The organism is Corynebacterium glaucum, from assembly GCF_030408855.1.
Classification (GTDB): domain Bacteria; phylum Actinomycetota; class Actinomycetes; order Mycobacteriales; family Mycobacteriaceae; genus Corynebacterium; species Corynebacterium glaucum.
Genome location: NZ_CP047358.1, coordinates 1362001 through 1379857, shown reverse-complemented (window position 1 = coordinate 1379857; position 17857 = coordinate 1362001). Strand labels below are relative to the sequence as shown.

General features: G+C 64.1%; 19 protein-coding genes. 16 read left to right on the top strand and 3 right to left on the bottom strand.

From position 1 onward, the window contains the following. The first annotated feature begins 46 nt into the window (after window positions 1-46). The 10 genes from CGLAUT_RS06730 to CGLAUT_RS06685 all read left to right on the top strand — a co-directional run bounded on the left by CGLAUT_RS06730 (window position 47) and on the right by CGLAUT_RS06685 (window position 7512). Complete coding sequence (locus CGLAUT_RS06730) at window positions 47-472, top strand: prepilin peptidase (protein ID WP_290184214.1); 426 nt, start codon at window positions 47-49, stop codon at window positions 470-472. A 38-nt stretch (window positions 473-510) separates the two neighbouring features. After that, window positions 511-1719 (top strand): chorismate synthase, encoded by a 1209-nt coding sequence (gene aroC / locus CGLAUT_RS06725; RefSeq protein ID WP_290184212.1) that lies wholly within the window; start codon window positions 511-513, stop codon window positions 1717-1719. A gap of 130 nt (window positions 1720-1849) precedes the next feature. Next, on the top strand, window positions 1850-2365 hold the full coding sequence (locus tag CGLAUT_RS06720; protein ID WP_290187070.1) for a shikimate kinase: 516 nt from the start codon (window positions 1850-1852) through the stop codon (window positions 2363-2365). An 18-nt stretch (window positions 2366-2383) separates the two neighbouring features. Further along, a complete protein-coding gene (aroB, locus tag CGLAUT_RS06715; RefSeq protein WP_290184210.1) occupies window positions 2384-3436 on the top strand; it encodes a 3-dehydroquinate synthase in 1053 nt (350 codons plus the stop codon). Between the two features lie 10 nt (window positions 3437-3446). Beyond that, a complete protein-coding gene (gene aroQ / locus CGLAUT_RS06710) occupies window positions 3447-3905 on the top strand; it encodes a type II 3-dehydroquinate dehydratase (protein WP_290184208.1) in 459 nt (152 codons plus the stop codon). A gap of 5 nt (window positions 3906-3910) precedes the next feature. Further along, complete coding sequence (locus CGLAUT_RS06705; protein WP_290184206.1) at window positions 3911-5002, top strand: aminopeptidase P family protein; 1092 nt, start codon at window positions 3911-3913, stop codon at window positions 5000-5002. A gap of 72 nt (window positions 5003-5074) precedes the next feature. Further along, window positions 5075-5638, top strand: a complete 564-nt coding sequence (gene efp, locus CGLAUT_RS06700; RefSeq protein WP_290184204.1) for an elongation factor P — start codon at window positions 5075-5077, stop codon at window positions 5636-5638. Continuing rightward, the gene (gene nusB, locus CGLAUT_RS06695) at window positions 5638-6207 is read left to right on the top strand and encodes a transcription antitermination factor NusB (protein ID WP_290184202.1); all 570 of its coding nucleotides are present in this window, start codon (window positions 5638-5640) and stop codon (window positions 6205-6207) included. The genes efp and nusB overlap by 1 nt, the downstream gene beginning before the upstream one ends. Next, the gene (locus CGLAUT_RS06690) at window positions 6208-7059 is read left to right on the top strand and encodes a PPK2 family polyphosphate kinase (protein WP_290184200.1); all 852 of its coding nucleotides are present in this window, start codon (window positions 6208-6210) and stop codon (window positions 7057-7059) included. A 15-nt stretch (window positions 7060-7074) separates the two neighbouring features. Further along, window positions 7075-7512 carry a hypothetical protein gene (locus CGLAUT_RS06685; protein WP_290184198.1) on the top strand — a complete coding sequence of 146 codons (438 nt, stop codon included), beginning with the start codon at window positions 7075-7077 and terminating at the stop codon, window positions 7510-7512. Window positions 7513-7522: 10 nt separating this feature from the next. On the opposite strand, the gene CGLAUT_RS06680 is transcribed toward CGLAUT_RS06685, so the two are convergent. From CGLAUT_RS06680 to CGLAUT_RS06670, 3 genes are all read right to left on the bottom strand, one after another. After that, window positions 7523-7960, bottom strand: coding sequence for a YbjN domain-containing protein (locus tag CGLAUT_RS06680; RefSeq protein ID WP_290184196.1), 438 nt, complete (start codon window positions 7958-7960; stop codon window positions 7523-7525). Beyond that, window positions 7950-8423 (bottom strand): YbjN domain-containing protein, encoded by a 474-nt coding sequence (locus CGLAUT_RS06675; protein WP_290184194.1) that lies wholly within the window; start codon window positions 8421-8423, stop codon window positions 7950-7952. Before CGLAUT_RS06675 ends, CGLAUT_RS06680 begins: the two co-directional genes overlap by 11 nt. Window positions 8424-8687: 264 nt before the next feature. Then, window positions 8688-10028: a TIGR01777 family oxidoreductase gene (locus CGLAUT_RS06670; RefSeq protein WP_290184192.1), complete on the bottom strand. Its 1341-nt coding sequence runs from the start codon at window positions 10026-10028 to the stop codon at window positions 8688-8690. Window positions 10029-10143: 115 nt separating this feature from the next. Here CGLAUT_RS06670 and pyrR point away from each other — a divergent pair, with 115 nt between their 5' ends. The 6 genes from pyrR to pyrF are packed head-to-tail and all read left to right on the top strand — an operon-like array spanning window position 10144 to window position 17624. Beyond that, the gene (pyrR, locus tag CGLAUT_RS06665) at window positions 10144-10716 is read left to right on the top strand and encodes a bifunctional pyr operon transcriptional regulator/uracil phosphoribosyltransferase PyrR (protein WP_290184190.1); all 573 of its coding nucleotides are present in this window, start codon (window positions 10144-10146) and stop codon (window positions 10714-10716) included. Further along, on the top strand, window positions 10717-11676 hold the full coding sequence (locus CGLAUT_RS06660) for an aspartate carbamoyltransferase catalytic subunit (RefSeq protein WP_290184189.1): 960 nt from the start codon (window positions 10717-10719) through the stop codon (window positions 11674-11676). Next, window positions 11673-12962 carry a dihydroorotase gene (locus tag CGLAUT_RS06655; RefSeq protein WP_095660036.1) on the top strand — a complete coding sequence of 430 codons (1290 nt, stop codon included), beginning with the start codon at window positions 11673-11675 and terminating at the stop codon, window positions 12960-12962. Before CGLAUT_RS06660 ends, CGLAUT_RS06655 begins: the two co-directional genes overlap by 4 nt. A gap of 7 nt (window positions 12963-12969) precedes the next feature. Beyond that, entirely contained in the window at window positions 12970-13422 is a 453-nt protein-coding gene (locus CGLAUT_RS06650; protein ID WP_095660035.1) for a carbamoyl-phosphate synthase domain-containing protein, read from the top strand. Next, on the top strand, window positions 13423-16776 hold the full coding sequence (gene carB, locus CGLAUT_RS06645; protein ID WP_290184184.1) for a carbamoyl-phosphate synthase large subunit: 3354 nt from the start codon (window positions 13423-13425) through the stop codon (window positions 16774-16776). After that, a complete protein-coding gene (pyrF, locus tag CGLAUT_RS06640; protein ID WP_290184182.1) occupies window positions 16776-17624 on the top strand; it encodes an orotidine-5'-phosphate decarboxylase in 849 nt (282 codons plus the stop codon). The genes carB and pyrF overlap by 1 nt, the downstream gene beginning before the upstream one ends. Window positions 17625-17857 lie beyond the last annotated feature (233 nt).

Here is a 17857-nt window from a genome sequence, read left to right as displayed (position 1 = left end):
GGGCAGCACTGGGGCAGGACCTCTACGCTCGTTACACTGCATGAGCATGGGGCTTGGGGGAGCTGTACTCGTTGCGGTTTGCGGGGTTTGGAGCATCGCGCTCGTGCTTTTCGACGTCCACCGCAGACGGCTTCCCGACGCACTGACCATCCCCGCGGGTGTGCTTGCGCTTGTGGCGTGCGTCTTTCACCCGCTTGCGTTGTGGGGGTTGGTGTGGCCAGCGGGGTATCTCCTCACGGGGCGGGGGATCGGGGGCGGTGACATTAAGCTCGCTCTCCCGCTTGGGATTGCCGTTGCCTGGGTCGCCGGGCTCGCTGGGGTCATCTGTGCTGTTGCCTTGTCGGGCCTGTTCACCGCACTTTTCGCCACGCTACTGAAGGCTCGGACGCTACCGCACGGCCCGTCAATGCTCGCCGCCGCTTGGGCAGTCGTGATCGTGGGTGTGCTGTGGCCCCACCCGTTCGGCTCCTAACGCAGCCCAGGGCAGATGCGGTGTGAGACAATGCACGCATGCTTCGTTGGACCACCTCTGGGGAATCCCATGGACAAGCGCTTGTCGCGCTCGTTGAGAACATGCCGGCCGGCGTGCCGATCACTCAAGAAGAAATCAGCGACCAGCTCGCCCGCCGCCGTCTCGGATACGGCCGCGGCGCCCGAATGAAGTTCGAGGCCGATGAACTGACTCTGCTCACCGGCATCCTGCACGGGCGCACTATCGGCAGCCCCATTGCCATCATGATCGGCAACACCGAGTGGCCGAAATGGACCACGATTATGTCGCCGGATCCGGTTGACATGGATGACCCGGAGGTAGCCAAGGCGATGGCGTCTGGCCGCGGCGCAACACTCACGCGCCCGCGCCCAGGTCATGCCGATTTCGCCGGAATGATCAAGTACGGCTTTGACTCCGCCCGTCCGGTGCTGGAGCGATCGTCTGCCCGTGAGACCGCCGCACGCGTGGCCGCGGCTTCGGTGGTACGCGCGTTCCTGCGCGAGACGCTCGGTGTGGAGGTATTCTCCCACGTCATTTCGATTGGGGAATCGGCGCCGTACGAGGGGCCGTCGCCAAGCTTTGGCGATCTTGCCGCAATCGATGCTTCCCCGGTGCGTGCCTACGATGCTGAAGCTGAGGCCGACATGGTTGCCTGCATTGAGGCGGCGAAGAAGGCCGGCGACACGCTCGGTGGTGTGGTCGAGGTGATTGTGGACGGGCTACCGATTGGTCTCGGCTCGCACATCTCCGGCGAGCACCGCCTCGATGCGCAGCTGGCCGCGGCGCTAATGGGCATTCAGTCCGTCAAGGGTGTGGAGATTGGCGACGGGTTCGCTGAGGCGCGCCGGCGCGGCTCCGAAGCTCACGACGAGATGGTGCGCGACGAAGCCGGCCTGCACCGCCTAACTAACCGCGCTGGCGGGCTTGAAGGCGGCATGACTAACGGCGAGCAATTGCGGGTGCGCGCAGCGATGAAGCCAATTTCCACTGTGCCTCGCGCGCTGCAGACGGTGGATATGGCAACCGGTGAGGCCGCGACCGGTATCCACCAGCGTTCGGATGTGTGCGCTGTGCCGGCCGGTGGTGTCGTGGCCGAGGCGATGGTCGCGCTCGTGCTGGCGCGCGCTGTGACGGAGAAATTCGGCGGCGACAGCCTCGACGAGGTCAAGCGCAACATCGAGTCCTACAACGATTACGTCCGCGAACGCCTGTCGTTCGATGCCTGAGCAACTACAGGGAAAGGTGAACTTCGTGCACGATGCAACAGATCTCGTCGGGGGCATTGTCAACGACGTGACAGACGACATCTTCGACGAAGCTGACGCTGATGCGGTAGCGCAGCCGTCGGGTTCGCAAATGGTCAACGATGCCCCCCGCGTGGTCCTCGTTGGCCCGCCCGGCGCCGGCAAGTCCACCATCGGCCGGCGCCTATCTCGAGCGCTCAGCTTGCCGATGGTGGATTCGGACAAACTCATTGAAGAAGGCGAGGGCAAGCGGTGCGGCGACCTGTTCGCGGAACTTGGCGAGGAAGAGTTCCGCAAGATTGAGGCGGGTTACGTCGCCCGCGCGCTGGCGACCGGCGGAGTCGTGAGTCTGGGTGGGGGAGCGGTGCTCACCGAATCCACCCGCAGGCTCCTGCAACACCACAACGTGGTGTGGATCGATGTCACAGCCGAGGAGGGTATCCGCCGCACCGCGGGCGATACTTCCCGCCCGGTCTTAGCCGCGGACGACCCGGCGGAGCACTACCGCACCCTGCTTTCCACTCGCGAGCCGTTCTACCGCGAGGTGGCAGACCACCGGGTACGCACCGACTCTCGCCCGCCGCAGCGCGTGGTGGCGGAAGTGCTCAACATCCTCGATTCCGAATAGGCAGGCTGGAGGTTCACCATGGCAACGATTGAGGTCACCGGGCCGTCGCCGTACGAGATCCACATCGGCTACGACATCACCAAAGAGGTCGCCGGGCTGGTCAAGCAGGCCGGCGCACGCCAAGCGGCGATCATCCACCAGCCGGCGCTGGGCGCGGTGGCGCGCGGCATCGCGGCCGACCTCGACGCCTCCGGTGTGAAACCCCTGCTGACATCGGTCCCGGACGCGGAAGACGGCAAGGATCTCGCCGTTGCCGGCCGTTTGTGGGACGAGCTTGGCCGAGCTGGTTTTGCCCGCCAGGACGCGGTGATCGGCCTCGGCGGCGGTGCGGCGACTGACCTCGCAGGCTTCGTCGCCGCGACGTGGATGCGCGGAATCAAGGTCTTCCAGGTACCTACCACGTTGCTCGCGATGGTGGACGCGGCCGTCGGCGGCAAGACCGGCATCAACACTGCGACCGGCAAGAACCTTGTCGGCGCGTTCCACGAGCCGTCCGCCGTGGTCATCGACCTCGAACGCCTCTACACCCTGCCCGGGGACGAACTCGTCTCCGGCTCCGCAGAACTGATCAAGACCGGGTTCATCGCCGATCCGCGCATCTTGGAGCTCTACCAAGACGGCGCCGACAAGCACATCGAGGAACTTGTGCAGCGCTCCGTCGCAGTCAAAGCCAAGGTGGTCAGCCAGGACCTCAAGGAATCCGGTTTGCGCGAAATCCTGAACTACGGGCACACGCTCGGTCACGCGATCGAGCTGCGCGAAGACTACCGCTGGCGCCACGGCAATGCGGTGGCAGTCGGCATGATGTTCGCGGCCCATCTCGCGCACGGGCGCAAGCTTATCGACGACTCCTTGCTAGCGCTCCACCAAGAAATCATCTCGGGAGCCGGCTTGCCGACCCGCTACGAGGCAGGCGCGTTCGATGAGCTCTACGCCGGGATGACGCGCGACAAGAAGAACCGCGACGGCCGCATTCGCTTTGTCGTGCTCGACGGTCTCGGGTCCTGCACCCGCCTCGAGGACGCGACTGTCGACGAGATGCGCGCCGCCTACGAAGCGATCTCGGAGTGAGAGGGTAGCTATGACGAATTCACCGACTTCAATCATGGTTCTCAACGGTCCCAACTTGAACCGGCTCGGCAAACGCCAACCTGAGGTGTATGGGACAACCACGTTGGCAGACGTCGAAAAGCAATTGCTCGAGCGCGCCGGTGAGTTGGGCATTGACCTGTACTTTAGGCAATCAAACCACGAGGGTGAGCTCATCGATTGGGTTCATGAAGCCGCCGACCATGGCTGGCCCGTGATCATCAACCCCGGTGGGTTTACTCACACCTCGGTGGCGCTGCGCGATGCGCTCGCTGAGGTCGCTGACGGTGCCGGCTTTATCGAGGTGCACATCTCCAACGTGCACGCCCGCGAGCCGTTCCGGGCGCACTCGTACCTCTCGCCGATCGCGCGCGGAGTCATCGCCGGGCTGGGCACCTACGGTTACGTGCTGGCGCTGGACTCTATCGTCCACAACTCGCAGGAAGGATAAGGGCCATGGGCATGGCAGACACCAGGTTTGAAACGCGGCGGCGCAAGCTTGCCTCAGAGCTTGCCGCAAAACGAATCGACGACATGCTGGTCACCAACATCCTGCATGTGCGCTACCTTTCCGGCTTCACCGGTTCCAACGGCGCGCTGCTGGTGTCGAAGGACCGCACCGCGAAGATCGCCACCGACGGCCGCTACACCACCCAACTCGCCGCCGAAGTCCCGGACATCCCGGCGACGATCACGCGCCAGCTCACCTCCGAGCTGCTCGGCGGGGTTGTCGAGGGCCGCAGGGTCGGTTTCGAGGCGGACTACGTCTCCGTTGCCCAGCTGGACAAGCTGAAAGAGGCCCTTCCGGATGGGGTCACCTTGGTGCCGGTCACCGGGGTGATCGAAAGCATCCGCCTGACCAAGGACAACCTCGAGCGCACCCGCCTCACCGAGGCCGCGGAGCTGTCGGTGCAGGCACTCACAGAGCTCATCGAAGCCGGCGGAGTGCGCGCGGGCCGTTCCGAGCGCGACATCGCAGCCGACCTCGAGCACCGCATGCGCCTGCTGGGTGCCGAGCGGCCCAGCTTCGACAGCATCGTCGCGTCCGGCCCGAACTCAGCCATGCCGCACCACGGTGCAGGGGAGCGAGTGCTTGTCGACGGCGACCTGGTGACGATCGATTTTGGCATGCACCGCCTCGGCTTCAACTCGGATATGACGCGCACCTTTGCCATCGGCGAGCCCGATGCCTTCCTCCGCGAGATCTACGAGGTCACCCTTGCCGCGCAGCTCGCGGGCGTGAAGGCTGCGACTCCGGGTACGGAGCTGGTGGACGTTGACGCTGCAGCCCGCGAGGTGATTGTTGAAGCCGGCTACGGCGACTACTTCGTGCACTCCACCGGCCACGGCATCGGGCTTGAAGTGCATGAGGCGCCTTCTGCGTCGCAGACCGGGACTGGCAAGTTGGAAGAGCACATGACGCTCACGATCGAGCCGGGCATCTACGTGCCGGGCCGTGGCGGGGTGCGCATCGAGGACACGTTGTTAATTACTTCGAGCGCGCCGCGCGTGATCACCCAGTACCCGAAAGAATTGATCGTGCTGTAGCATGAGCATGTTTGAACGCCTGTAAGCTGCGCACACGCGAGCTTTGAACGAGAGATAAGGGAAGGTATTTCCGTGGCAACTACCGCCGATTTCAAGAACGGCCTGGTGCTGAAGGTTGACGGCAAACTCCAGCAGATCATCGAGTTCCAGCACGTGAAGCCGGGCAAGGGCCCAGCATTCGTCCGCACCAAGCTCAAGGACGTCGTCTCCGGCAAGACCGTGGACAAGACCTGGAACGCTGGCGTGAAGGTGGAGACCGCGACCGTTGACCGCCGCGACATGACCTACCTCTACAACGACGGCACCAACTTCGTCGTGATGGATGACAAGACCTACGAGCAGTACGAGCTGCCCACCGAAGCCTTCGGCGATGCCGGCCGCTTCCTGCTGGAGAACATGCGCGTGCAGGTCTCTTTCCACGAGGGCGAGGCGCTCTTCGGCGAGCTGCCGATCTCCGTGGACCTGAAGGTCGAGCACACCGAGCCGGGCCTGCAGGGCGACCGCTCCACCGGCGGCACCAAGCCGGCAACCCTGGAGACCGGCGCAGAGATCCAGGTTCCACTGTTCTTGGAGACCGGCAACGTGGTCAAGGTGGATACCCGCACGGGTGAGTACCTCTCCCGCGTGAACAACTAATGCCTGACTACAAGCGTCACGGCGCCCGCTACCGTGCCCGGCGCCGTGCAGTTGACATCCTCTTCGAGGCCGAAACTCGCGATATTGACCCGGTAGCGATTCTCGACGACCGCACCGAGCTGGCCAAGGACCCGCAAAACGCGGTGGCTCCGATTGCGGACTACACCCGCGAGATCATCAACGGGGTCGCCGAGAAGCTCGACGATCTCGATGACGCGATCGAACGTTTCCTCGACCGCGATTGGGAGTTGCATCGCCTGCCTGCCGTCGATCGCCAGATTCTGCGCGTGGGCACGTGGGAGATCATGTTCAACGACGAGGTCCCCACTGCGATCGCCATCGCCAACGCGCTTGAGATGGCCACGGAGTACTCCGGCAACCAGGCACCTCCGTACATCCACGCCATGCTCGACGGCATCGCGCAATCTATTTCGCCCTATGCGCCAGCTGTGGCTGAGGGGGTCGTGACCCAGGATGTCGAGGCGGAAGCCGAGGCACCCGCTGCCGCAGAGGTAGAGGCACCCGCTGCCGCAGAACCTCTCACTGGCGAGGAAGAGAAAGAAAGCTAGATGGCGAAACTGACCGTCGAGGAAGCTTACGAGCTCAAGGTTGGCCCGAACTTTCAGCTCGCAAATGTCGACCCTTCATCTACTCCCGGGCTTTCCGGCAAGAGCAGTGTTGACGAGGCTTTCAATGATCTCGATGACGCCCTCGATGAGGAGCAGGAGAAGCTCTACGCCAACGGTCGGGCGGGCAATGAGAACGCCGGTTCGGTGCTCTTGGTGCTGCAGGGCATGGATACGGCTGGCAAGGGCGGCATCATCCGCCACGTCATCGGCAAAACCATGGACCTGCAGGGTGTGCATGTGAAGGCCTTTGGCCGGCCGACGGAAGAGGAAGCTGCGCACGACTTCCTTTGGCGCTTCGGGCCCCACCTGCCGGAGCCTGGCCAGATTTCGGTGTTCGACCGTTCCCACTACGAGGATGTACTGGTGCAGCGGGTCAAGCAGTTGGCACCGCCGGAAGAGATCGAGCGGCGCTACGGCGCGATCGTGGAGTTCGAAAACGAGCTGGCGGCGCGCGGCACGCGCATCATCAAAGTGATGCCGCATATCTCCCGCGAGTACCAAGCCGAAAACCTCAAGGAGCGCATCGAGAACCCGGAGAAGCACTGGAAGTACAACCCGGGTGATATCGATGATCGCATGCTGTGGTCGCAGTACATGGCGGCGTACCAGATCGCGATGACCCGGACATCCACCGATGTTGCACCGTGGTACTGCGTTCCGTCCGACAACAAGAAGTACTGCCGCACGGTGGTGAAGACCCTAATGCTGGAAGCGCTGCAGTCGCTGCAGCTGGAATGGCCCAAGGCAGACTTCGATCCTGAAATGGAACTGGCGCGTCTCGCGCAGTCCTAGAGCAAATTGTGCACTATGAGTAGCTTTCGCCGCAGCTGGTTCTTCTGCACCCTCGTGTCCGCCCGAGTGCTGGCCGGCTGCAACGCGTTTGAGCATGTCGAATCCCTCGATCTATGGCTTGAAGACCAGAGCGGGTCGTCGGCAAGTGTTATGGTTGCAGATTTGCTGCCTGAGTCGAAGCAAACCGCCATTGTGTGCCCGTATAGCGGGAAGTACGCTAACGAGTTCTTCGGTGAAACCGTTTTTACAGGCCATATGACCTCGTCCGACGCGGTGGATTGGCTTGCATGGAAGTCCACCGACGGCGCATTCATCGCCGAGGAACTCAGTCACACCAGGGTCGAAGTGTGCAGAGGCAGCGGTCATTCGTACGGTGTACGTGAGCTCCAACCAAGGGAAACGCTGGTGTTCACCAAAGAAGCCGGAGTTTGGAGGCTCACCGAGATCCGGTAGTCGCTTCGCCTTATTCCTCGGTTGCGGCTTGCAGGGTCTCGCTGAGCGCAACCATGGCGTCTTGCGTCTGGATGATCCCATCGAAGGCGACCTTCAAGGCGTTTTGCAGCTGCGCGTCGTTCAAACCTGCGGCGACGTTGATCTCCGCCTCGGTGCGCACGATGAGCGTCTCGGTGCGGTTGACCACCAACGCGCGGGCGTCGACAAAGGTGGAGTTGACCTGGTTAGCGGCAAAGTACAGCGTCGCGTCGGTGGAATCTGACGGGATATCCGTGGCTGCGTCGGCTCGCACGATTAACACGGTGTCGAGCAAGACGACGAGAACGTCGAACCCGCTTACGTGGGCGTGGGCTGCACGTCCCGACAGGTCGTCGTCAAGCGAAAAGCCCAACTCGGCGGCGGCGGCGATGACCCGGTCGATGGTGACCTGCTCTGGGTTAGTGTTCACTGTGCGGATCCTTCCAGGTCACGAGGGTGGGGAACGAGTTCTCGAGGAAGTTGAATGCCTGCAGGGTGGCCTCGATAGAGCTCACAATGAACGCGCCGAGCTGGTTGAATGACGCGCCGTGCTCGATGTCGAGGGTGCGGATCGCCGACACTGCGAGGCGCTCGCCCTCGCCTTCGAGCATGCGCAGGGTGGGCGCGAAGTGGGTCTGGTTGTGCTCGTTGACCGCGAGGAGCACGTGATTCGCCAACTCTTTGGGTGCCATGCCGCGCCACAGCGTCTCGAAGAGGAGAGTGCTGCCGTCAATGGCGACGACGATCGCCGCGTTGATGAATCCGGAGCGCACGACATCGCCTTCGACGCGGTGCTCGAGGTTTTCTTCGCTGAAGATCGCGGCCACCGACTGCGCCGTCACTGGCTCGACGCGGTTGCGTTCGTCGTTAGTTGGGTCTTGATTCGAACTCACCTGTCTGAGCCTACCGCGCTTCATGGGACGCACGGCCCTGTCGTCAGTCGGCTATTGATACGAGAGCACCGCAACCTCGCTGGTTCCGCCGTCGGAGAACTGGACCTCCTTGCGCTCCACGCCTTGTCGATGTCACCTGCGAGGATGTCGGCGGCCACAAAGTTGTCCGCCTGTAGCGCCGCGTCTTCGATAGGAGAGGCAGAGTGTGAGCCGCAAGCAGTCACGATCGCGGCGCAAGCCAGCAATGCGAGGAGGGCCCTCAGCTTAGCCATTCAGCAGTTCCTCTTTGCCAAGCTCGTGCGCCAGCGCAGCTTGCAGGGTCGGGTAGCGGAAGGTCATTCCAGTTTGCTTTGCGACGGCCGGGTCAACGCGCTGGTCTGCAAGCGCGAGCTCGTGTGCGCCTTCGTGGCCAAGCAGGATCTTCGGTCCGAATTCGGGGATGGGGAAGAAATCGGGGCGGTGCAACATGCGAGCCAGAGTCGCTGACATTTCCGCGTTGGTGACCGGGTTCGGCGCGGTGGCGTTGATCGGTCCGTGCAGTGAATCGTCCACCAGCGCGCGCACGTAGATGTCGGTGAGGTCGTCGAGGGCGACCCAGGACATCCAGAAGTCGCCGTCGCCGAAGCGCGCACCCAGGCCCGCGGAAACGGATGCCTTGAGCACCGGCAGCAGGCCGCCGGCGTCGGAGAGCGCGAGGCCGGTGCGGATGTTCACCGTGCGCACGCCGTCGACCTGCGCCGCATCTTCCCACTCAGCACAGACCTCTGCGAGGAATCCTTTGCCTGGGCCGTCAGCTTCGGTGTGGGGACGATCTCCGGCGTCAGTGCCGTAGTAGCCGACTGCGGACGCGCACACGAAAGTCTCCACTCCGGAATCCGCGGCGAGCTTCGCCAGCTTCCGGGTTGGCCCAATGCGCGAGTCGCGGATTTTACGCTTCTTCTCCTCGGTGAAGCGGCCCATGATCGACTCACCGGCGAGGTGCACCACCGCGTCAACGCCTTCCAACAGGTCTGCCGCCGGGTTATCGGGATCCCACTTGCGCTCGTCCTCACCCGGGTCGCTGCGGGTCAACGAGATCACCGAGTGCCCGGCAGTGGTCAGCTGTGCGCTCAGGTGCGACCCGACCAGACCGGACGCACCGGTGATGGCGACGGTGAGCGGCTTTGTCTCCGGCAGCGAGTCGATGAACTTCAAATCCTCGATCAGCTGGTGCTGCCGGTACGCAAACGCCGGGCGCAGTGCGAACTCTGGGACGTTTGCCTCAACCGTGTCGGTGATGCGGGTGGCGGGCGAGCCGTCATTAGTGGTGGCATCGGCGAACTGGTGGGTGTGGGTCCAGCCGGTGAGCGTCTTGATCGGCTGGTTCACCGCTTGGTCCGCGAACTGTTCGCCAGCGCGGTACTGCTCCACTAGGTGGCGCGCCTCCCACTGGAATCCTGCCGGGAGGGAGAAGACGGTCGTGCCGCTGCGCAGGCTTTCGGCCTGCTTCACCGGTGTCATTGGGAGGAATGGGGGAGTGAGCCTGACGACGGCACCTTTGCGCGTATGCCAGTCCCAGACTCGGTCGCGATCGGCGGGTACGAGGTGGGAAGCAGTAATGCCCATGAGAGCTCCTTGTGCGCTAAAGTTTCGTTGTGTCTCAACGTCATTTCTGACAGTAGAGAAACTTTCCGTTCGACATCCTTTAAATTCCGCACTGTGAGGCGGGGAAGGAGGTCCGATGAGTGAAAACACACGCGAAACGGTTGAGCTGCTATCAGCCCAGGACGTTTCGCGCACGATTGCACGCATCGCGCACCAAATCATTGAAAAGACTGCGCTCGATGACGCAGAGGAGGACGGCCAGCCTGGGGTGATGCTGCTCGGCATCCCATCCGGTGGAGTCCCACTGGCACAGCGCATCGCTGTGGCGGTTGAAGAATTTTCGGGGGTGGAAGTCCCCGTCGGTTCCCTCGACGTGACGCTTTACCGCGACGACTTGCGCGACAAACCGCACCGCGCGCTGCGCCCCACCCACATCCCGGCCGAGGTGGACGGATCGCTGGTCATCCTGGTCGACGACGTTCTGTATTCGGGCCGCACCATCCGCGCCGCCCTGGATTCGCTTCGCGACATCGGTCGCCCGCGAGCCATTCAACTCGCGGTGTTGGTCGATCGCGGTCACCGCGAGCTGCCGATCCGCGCCGATTACGTGGGCAAGAACATCCCTACCGCGAAGACGGAGGATGTCACCGTGAGCTTGACGCCTATCGACGGCACCGACGGCGTGACCCTGACCCGGGAGGCGAACTAGATGAAACACCTCATTGACATCAGAGACCTCACCCGCGACGAAATCATCGGGTTGATGGACGAAGCCGACCGGTTCCGCGAGGCGCTGGACGGCCGCGAGATCAAGAAGCTCCCGACCTTGCGCGGGCGCACCATCTTCACCCTGTTCTACGAGAACTCGACGCGCACCCGTTCCTCTTTCGAGACCGCGGGTAAGTGGATGAGCGCGGACGTGATCAACGTGTCGGCTTCTTCGTCGAGTGTGAAGAAGGGTGAATCGCTCAAAGACACCGCCGCGACGCTGGCGGCGGTGGGTGCCGACGCAATCATCATGCGCCACCCGGCCTCAGGCGCGGCGCAGCTTCTGACCCAGTGGTTGCCGGAGACCTCGATCATCAACGCCGGTGACGGTCAGCACCAGCACCCCACCCAGGCGCTGCTGGACGCGGTGACCATGCGCCAGCACATCGGGGATGTAGCCGGTAAGAAGGTCCTCATCGTCGGCGACATTCTGCACTCGCGCGTGGCCCGCTCCAACGTCGATCTGCTTTCCACGCTCGGCGCCGAGGTCGTGTTGGTTGCGCCACCGACGCTGCTCCCAACCGGGGTAGAGCACTGGCCTGCGACAGTGAGCTACGACTTCGACGCGGAAATCGACGGCGGCGAATCCGGTACTAAGCCAGACGTCGTCATGATGCTGCGTGTCCAGGCCGAGCGTATGCAGGGCGGGTTCTTTCCCTCGCACCGCGAATACGCGACGCTTTATGGTCTGTCGGGGCAGCGGGCGGACCGTCTTCAAGCAAATGCCCTCATCATGCACCCGGGGCCGATGCTGCGGGGCATGGAGATTAACTATGCGGTGGCGGACCGCGACAATGCCGTGGTGCTTGGCCAGGTGTCCAACGGCGTCTACACCCGCATGGCCGTCCTGTTCACCCTGTTGGCGAGTGGCCGCGACGGCCAGGAAGGAGTGCAGCTGTGAGCACGCCGAAAACGCTTGCGCTGAACAACGTCCGCCCCTACGGCGAGGATGCGACGAACCTGCTCATCGACCTTGAGTCCGGGGTTATCGAGGCGATCAACAGCGGCCCGTTCGAGGCCGACGAGGTGGTCGACTGCGAAGGTCACGTACTGCTGCCTGGATTGGTGGACATGCACGTGCACCTGCGCGAGCCGGGCCGCGAGGACACCGAGACCATCGCCACCGGCTCGGACGCCGCGGCGAAGGGCGGATTCACCGCCGTGTTCACCATGGCGAACACCCAGCCGGTGATCGACCAACCCTTCCTGGCCGAGGCGGTGTGGGAAAAGGGGCAGACGTACGGCAAGTGCGACGTCTACCCGGTCGGCTCCATCACCAAGGGGCTCGAGGGCGAGGAGCTCACTGAGATCGGGCTTCTCGCGCGCAACCACGTGCGGATGTTCTCCGACGACGGCAAGTGCGTCAACGATCCGCAGCTCATGCGCCGCGCGATCGAGTACGCGAAAGCGCACAATGTAGTACTTGCCCAGCACGCCGAGGACCACCGCATGACCGCCGGCGCAGTCGCGCACGAGGGCGAAAACGCTGCTCGTCTTGGGCTGCGTGGCTGGCCGCGCGTTGCCGAAGAGTCGATCGTCGCCCGCGACCTGATCATGACGCGCGACTACGGCGGGCGCTACCACCTCTGCCACGCCTCCACCGAGGGCACCGTCCAGCTCCTGCGCTGGGCGAAGGAGCAGGGGATTGCGGCAAGTGCCGAGGTCACCCCTCACCACTTGTTGCTTACCGACGAGAAGTTGGTCACCTACGACGGCAACTTCCGCGTGAATCCGCCGCTGCGCGAGGACCGCGACACGGTTGCGCTGCGCGAGGCGCTTCTCGACGGCACGATCGACGTCGTCGCCACCGACCACGCCCCGCACGGTTCCGAGGACAAGTGCGTGGAGTTCGAGCACGCGAAGCCCGGCATGCTGGGCCTTGAGACGTCGCTTGCGGTCGTGCACCAAGTCTTCGTCGAGCCGGGTCTTGCCGACTGGCGCTTCGTCGCAAAGGTGATGAGCGAGCGACCCGCAGAGATCATGCAGCTGGAAGACCAGGGCCGCCCGATTGCCGTCGGGGAGCCTGCCAACCTCACTCTGGTCGATCCCGAGCACGCCTGGACCGCGAGCGGCGAGGCGATGGCCTCGAAGGCGAGCAACACCCCATACGAAGGCATGGACTTCAACGCCAAAGTCGTGGCCACCTGGCTGCGCGGCACCCAAACGTACGCACTGGATAAGGAGTAACCACACAATGACTCATCGCGTTAACGCGAAGCTGGTGCTTGATGACGGCGCCACCTTCCCCGGTTTTCTCTTCGGTGATGCGCCAGATGCCGCCCAGGCAATCCAGGGCAACTGCACTTTCACCACTGACATGTTCGCCTACCAGCGCGAGCTGACGGATCCCGCCCGCAGCGGGGAGATCCTCGTTTTCGCTACCCCGCAGATCGGCAACGTGGGATGGAACAGCGAGGACGTGGCCGAGTCCGGCGACGGTTCCATCACTGCCGCGGCCGTGGTAGTTCGCGACGTCTCGCGCATCCCGTCGAACTTCCGCTCGGAGCGCTCGCTGGAAGACGAGCTGCAAAACCAGGGCGTGACTGGCATCCGCGGCGTGGACACCCGCAAGCTCGTGCGCCACCTGTCCAAGACCGGCCCGCAGCAGGCCACCATCACCGTCGAAGCCAGCGAGGAGGCCAAGTAAATGAAGCGCGAAGATCTCAACCACGTCATGGTGATCGGCTCCGGGCCGATCGTGATCGGCCAGGCCTGCGAGTTCGACTACTCCGGCACCCAGGCCTGCCGCGTGCTCAAGGACGAGGGCCTGCGCGTCACCCTGGTCAACTCCAACCCGGCAACCATCATGACAGACCCGGAGTTCGCCGACGCCACCTACGTCGAGCCAATCGAGCCCGGCTACATCGACATGATCCTGGCCAAGGAGGCAGAGCTGGGCCGCCCAGTCGACGCGATCCTGCCCACTCTCGGTGGCCAGACCGCGCTGAACGCCGCCATTCAGCTCGACCGCCTCGGCATCCTGGGTAAGCACGACGTTGAGCTCATCGGTGCGGACATCGACGCGATCGAGCGCGGCGAGGACCGCCAGAAGTTCAAGGACATCGTTGAGAAGGTCGGCGGCGAGTCCGCCCGCTCCCGGGTTTGCTACACCATGGAAGAGATCGAGGAGACCGTCGCAGAACTTGGCTTCCCGTGCGTGGTGCGCCCGTCGTTCACCATGGGTGGTCTCGGCTCCGGCCTCGCCTACAACATGGATGATCTGCACCGTATCGCCGGCGACGGCTTGGCCGCCTCGCCCGAGGCCAACGTGTTGATCGAAGAGTCCATTCTCGGCTGGAAGGAAATGGAGCTCGAGCTCATCCGCGACAAGGATGACAACTGCATCACTATCGCCACGATCGAGAACGTCGACGCAATGGGCGTGCACACTGGCGACTCCGTCACGGTCGCGCCGGCGCTCACGATGACTGAGCCAGAAGTGACCAAGATGATCGAGCTGGGCAAGGCGATCATCCGCGAGGTCGGTGTGAAGACCGGCGGCTGCAACCTGCAGTTCGCCCTGCACCCGGACAACGGCCGCATGATCGTCATCGAGATGAACCCGCGCGTCTCGCGCTCCTCGGCGCTGGCCTCCAAGGCCACCGGCTACCCGATCGCGAAGGTGGCGGTCCGCCTGGCCATCGGATACACGCTCGACGAGATTGCCAACGACATCACCGGCGGCGCCCTCACGGCACTGACCGAGCCGACGCTCGATTACGTCATCGTGAAAATGCCGCGCTTCGCCTTCGAGAAATTCCCCGGCTCCGACGAGACCCTCGGCACTTCCATGAAGGCCGTTGGCGAGGCCATGGGCATCGGCCGCAACTACATCCAGGGCCTGAACAAGGTCATGCGCTCGATGGAAGATAAGCCCAACGGCTTCTGGACCAAGCCGGACGAGTACTTCGCCGGCGAGCGCGCCACCGACAAGGCAGCGGTCCTCGAGGACCTCAAGGTGCCCACCGACAAGCGTCTCTACGACGTCGAGCTCGCCCTGCGACTCGGCGCCACCACCGAAGAACTCCACGAGGCCAGTGGCATCGATCCATGGTTCATCGCCGAGCTTGCGGCACTCGTTGAGTTTCGCCAAGTGCTTATCGACGCCCCCGTGCTCGACGCCGATCTGCTCCGAGAGGCAAAGGCGTACGGCCTTTCCGACGCGCAGATCGCCGCGCTTCGCCCGGAGCTGGCGGGCGAGGACGGCGTGCGCGCTCTGCGCTGGTCGCTCGCCATCCACCCCGTCTACAAGACGGTGGATACCTGCGCCGGCGAATACGAGGCGAAGACGCCGTACCTGTACTCCGCGTACGAGCTGGACCCGCAGGCGGAGAGCGAAGAGGGCTTGACCAGCGACGGGTCGAAGGAGAAGGTCATCATCCTCGGCTCCGGCCCGAACCGCATCGGCCAGGGCATCGAGTTCGACTACTCCTGCGTGCACGCAGCGCTCGAGCTCTCGCGCGTGGGCTACGAAACCGTGATGGTCAACTGCAACCCGGAGACGGTTTCCACCGATTACGACACCGCAGACCGCCTCTACTTCGAGCCGCTGACGTTTGAAGACGTCATGGAGATCTACCGCGCGGAGGCTGCGCTCGGCACCGTCGCCGGCGTGATCGTCCAGCTCGGCGGCCAGACCCCGCTGGGCCTGGCACAGCGCCTCGCCGATGCTGGTGTGCCGGTGGTGGGTACCACGCCCGAGGCGATTGACCTGGCCGAGGACCGCGGCGAGTTCGGCAAGGTGCTCGAAGAAGCTGGCCTGCCTGCGCCGGCGTACGGCACCGCGACCACTTTCGAAGAGGCACGCAAGGTGGCTGCCGGCATCGGCTACCCCGTGCTCGTACGCCCCTCCTACGTGCTCGGCGGGCGCGGCATGGAGATCGTCTACGACGAGGCGAGCCTGGAGGACTACATCAACCGGGCCACGGAGCTCTCGCCGGACCACCCGGTGCTGGTGGACCGCTTCCTCGACTCCGCCATCGAGATCGACGTGGACGTGCTTTGCGACGGCACCGACGTCTACCTCGGCGGCGTTATGGAGCACATCGAGGAAGCCGGCATCCACTCCGGCGACTCGGCGTGTGCGCTTCCGCCGATGACGCTCGGCCCGGACGACATCGACACCGTTCGCCGCTCCGCTGAAGCGCTCGCGCACGGCATCGGCGTCAAAGGCCTGATGAATGTGCAGTTCGCGCTCAAGGACGACATCCTCTACGTCATCGAGGCCAACCCGCGCGCCTCACGCACGGTTCCGTTCGTCTCCAAGGCGACCGGCGTGCACCTTGCCAAGGCCGCGAGCCGCATCATGATGGGTGCCTCTATCGCGCAGCTCAAGTCCGAGGGCTTGATTCCGTCGAGCTACGACGGTGGGTCGCTGCCGCTCGAGCACCCCATCGCCGTCAAGGAGGCGGTGCTCCCGTTCAGCCGCTTCCGCCGCCCGGACGGCTCGGTGCTGGACACGATTCTCGGTCCGGAGATGAAGTCCACCGGCGAGGTCATGGGGCTCGCGCCGTCCTTCGGCGTGGCTTTCGCTAAGGCAGAAGCAGCGGCGTTCGGCGAGCTGCCGACCCAGGGCACGGTGTTCGTCTCGGTGGCCAACCGCGATAAGCGCACGCTGATCTTTCCGATCCAGCGCCTGTACACCATGGGCTTCAAGGTGCTTGCCACCGCTGGCACTGCCCAGATGCTGCGCCGCAACGGCATCGAGTGCGAGACCGTGCTCAAGGCCTCCGACGTGCGCGACGGCGCGGACGGCGAGTCGATCGTCGATCGCCTGCTCGATGGTGAGATCGACCTCGTGCTCAACACCCCGGCTGGTTCGGCCGGCGCCCGCCACGACGGCTATGACATCCGCGCGGCTGCGGTGGTCGCAGGTGTGCCGATCATGACGACGGTCCAGGGCGTGACCGCCGCGGTGCAGGGCATCGAGGCGCTGCGCGGCAACGAGATCACCGTCACCAGCCTGCAGGAGCTCGACCACCTCGCCGGTGGTGAGCAGTAGTGGGGTTCGGGCAGAAGCTTGTCGACGCCGGGCGTGAACGGGGCCGACTCTGCGTCGGCATCGACCCACACGCGGCTCTCTTGGAGCAGTGGGGGTTGCCCGACTCGGCGGACGGGCTGCGCACCTTCGCGCTCACTTGCGTGGAAGCGTTTGCGGACGCTGCCGCGCTGGTGAAACCGCAGGTGGCGTTCTTCGAGCGCTTCGGCTCCCGTGGGTTCGCGGTGCTCGAAGAGGCGCTTGCGGGGCTGCGGGAGACTGGGACGTTGGTGATCGCGGACGCGAAGCGCGGCGACATTGGCTCCACGATGGCCGGCTACGCGTCCGCGTGGCTGGAACCCGGCTCGCCACTCGAGGCGGACGCGGTGACGCTCACTCCTTACCTGGGCGTGGGTTCCCTCGCGCCGGCGATCGAGCTGGCGCAGGCGCACGGCAAGGGCGTGTTTGTCATGGCGGCGAACTCCAACCCGGAGGCGGAGGCCTTTCAGGCTGCGTCACTGGGCGTCGGTGACGGCGAGGTCACGGTGGCGCAGTTCATGGTCGACGAGTGCGCGGCCTACAACCACGATGCCAACAACCCCGGCACCGAAGGTGGTGCGGATGGTGTGGGGGATGTCGGTGTTGTGGTGGGCGCAACCGTCGTCAAGCCTCCTGTCCTTGAGTACCTGAATGGGTGTGTGCTGATGCCTGGGGTGGGGGCGCAGGGTGCGACCTACGAGGATGCGGAACGAGTGGCTGGGATTGATCCGGTGCTGGTATTTCCCAGTGTTTCGCGCTCGATTCTGCGGTTTGGTCCAGATGCTGCTGAGCTGCGGAAACACGTGAAGATTGCAGGTCGGCGCGGTGATTAAAGAGGGTCTAATTTTCGTGTGGCAAAAAGCCTGGTAGTTTAGGTGCGTCGACGCGTTGACGTGCCTAAACGCAGGTGGCGGAAACGTGGTTGCACAACCGCAGTGCTACACTTGGCCGAAGCTGGCGAGTTGCAACGGTGCAATTCGGGTCCCACCGAATACAGTGCACCATGGCACTTGGCCGGGTTCGGTTGATGAGACTGGACCACAACATACTGACTACACATTTGGAG

Bases quoted from the DNA above. Each gene is read 5' to 3' on its own strand.
- CGLAUT_RS06730 (WP_290184214.1), top strand. From the start codon at position 47: ATGGGGCTTGGGGGAGCTGTACTCGTTGCGGTTTGCGGGGTTTGGAGC.
- aroC (WP_290184212.1), top strand. From the start codon at position 511: ATGCTTCGTTGGACCACCTCTGGGGAATCCCATGGACAAGCGCTTGTC.
- CGLAUT_RS06720 (WP_290187070.1), top strand. From the start codon at position 1,850: ATGGTCAACGATGCCCCCCGCGTGGTCCTCGTTGGCCCGCCCGGCGCC.
- aroB (WP_290184210.1), top strand. From the start codon at position 2,384: ATGGCAACGATTGAGGTCACCGGGCCGTCGCCGTACGAGATCCACATC.
- aroQ (WP_290184208.1), top strand. From the start codon at position 3,447: ATGACGAATTCACCGACTTCAATCATGGTTCTCAACGGTCCCAACTTG.
- CGLAUT_RS06705 (WP_290184206.1), top strand. From the start codon at position 3,911: ATGGGCATGGCAGACACCAGGTTTGAAACGCGGCGGCGCAAGCTTGCC.
- nusB (WP_290184202.1), top strand. From the start codon at position 5,638: ATGCCTGACTACAAGCGTCACGGCGCCCGCTACCGTGCCCGGCGCCGT.
- CGLAUT_RS06690 (WP_290184200.1), top strand. From the start codon at position 6,208: ATGGCGAAACTGACCGTCGAGGAAGCTTACGAGCTCAAGGTTGGCCCG.
- CGLAUT_RS06685 (WP_290184198.1), top strand. From the start codon at position 7,075: ATGAGTAGCTTTCGCCGCAGCTGGTTCTTCTGCACCCTCGTGTCCGCC.
- CGLAUT_RS06670 (WP_290184192.1), bottom strand. From the start codon at position 10,028: ATGGGCATTACTGCTTCCCACCTCGTACCCGCCGATCGCGACCGAGTC.
- pyrR (WP_290184190.1), top strand. From the start codon at position 10,144: ATGAGTGAAAACACACGCGAAACGGTTGAGCTGCTATCAGCCCAGGAC.
- CGLAUT_RS06660 (WP_290184189.1), top strand. From the start codon at position 10,717: ATGAAACACCTCATTGACATCAGAGACCTCACCCGCGACGAAATCATC.
- CGLAUT_RS06650 (WP_095660035.1), top strand. From the start codon at position 12,970: ATGACTCATCGCGTTAACGCGAAGCTGGTGCTTGATGACGGCGCCACC.
- carB (WP_290184184.1), top strand. From the start codon at position 13,423: ATGAAGCGCGAAGATCTCAACCACGTCATGGTGATCGGCTCCGGGCCG.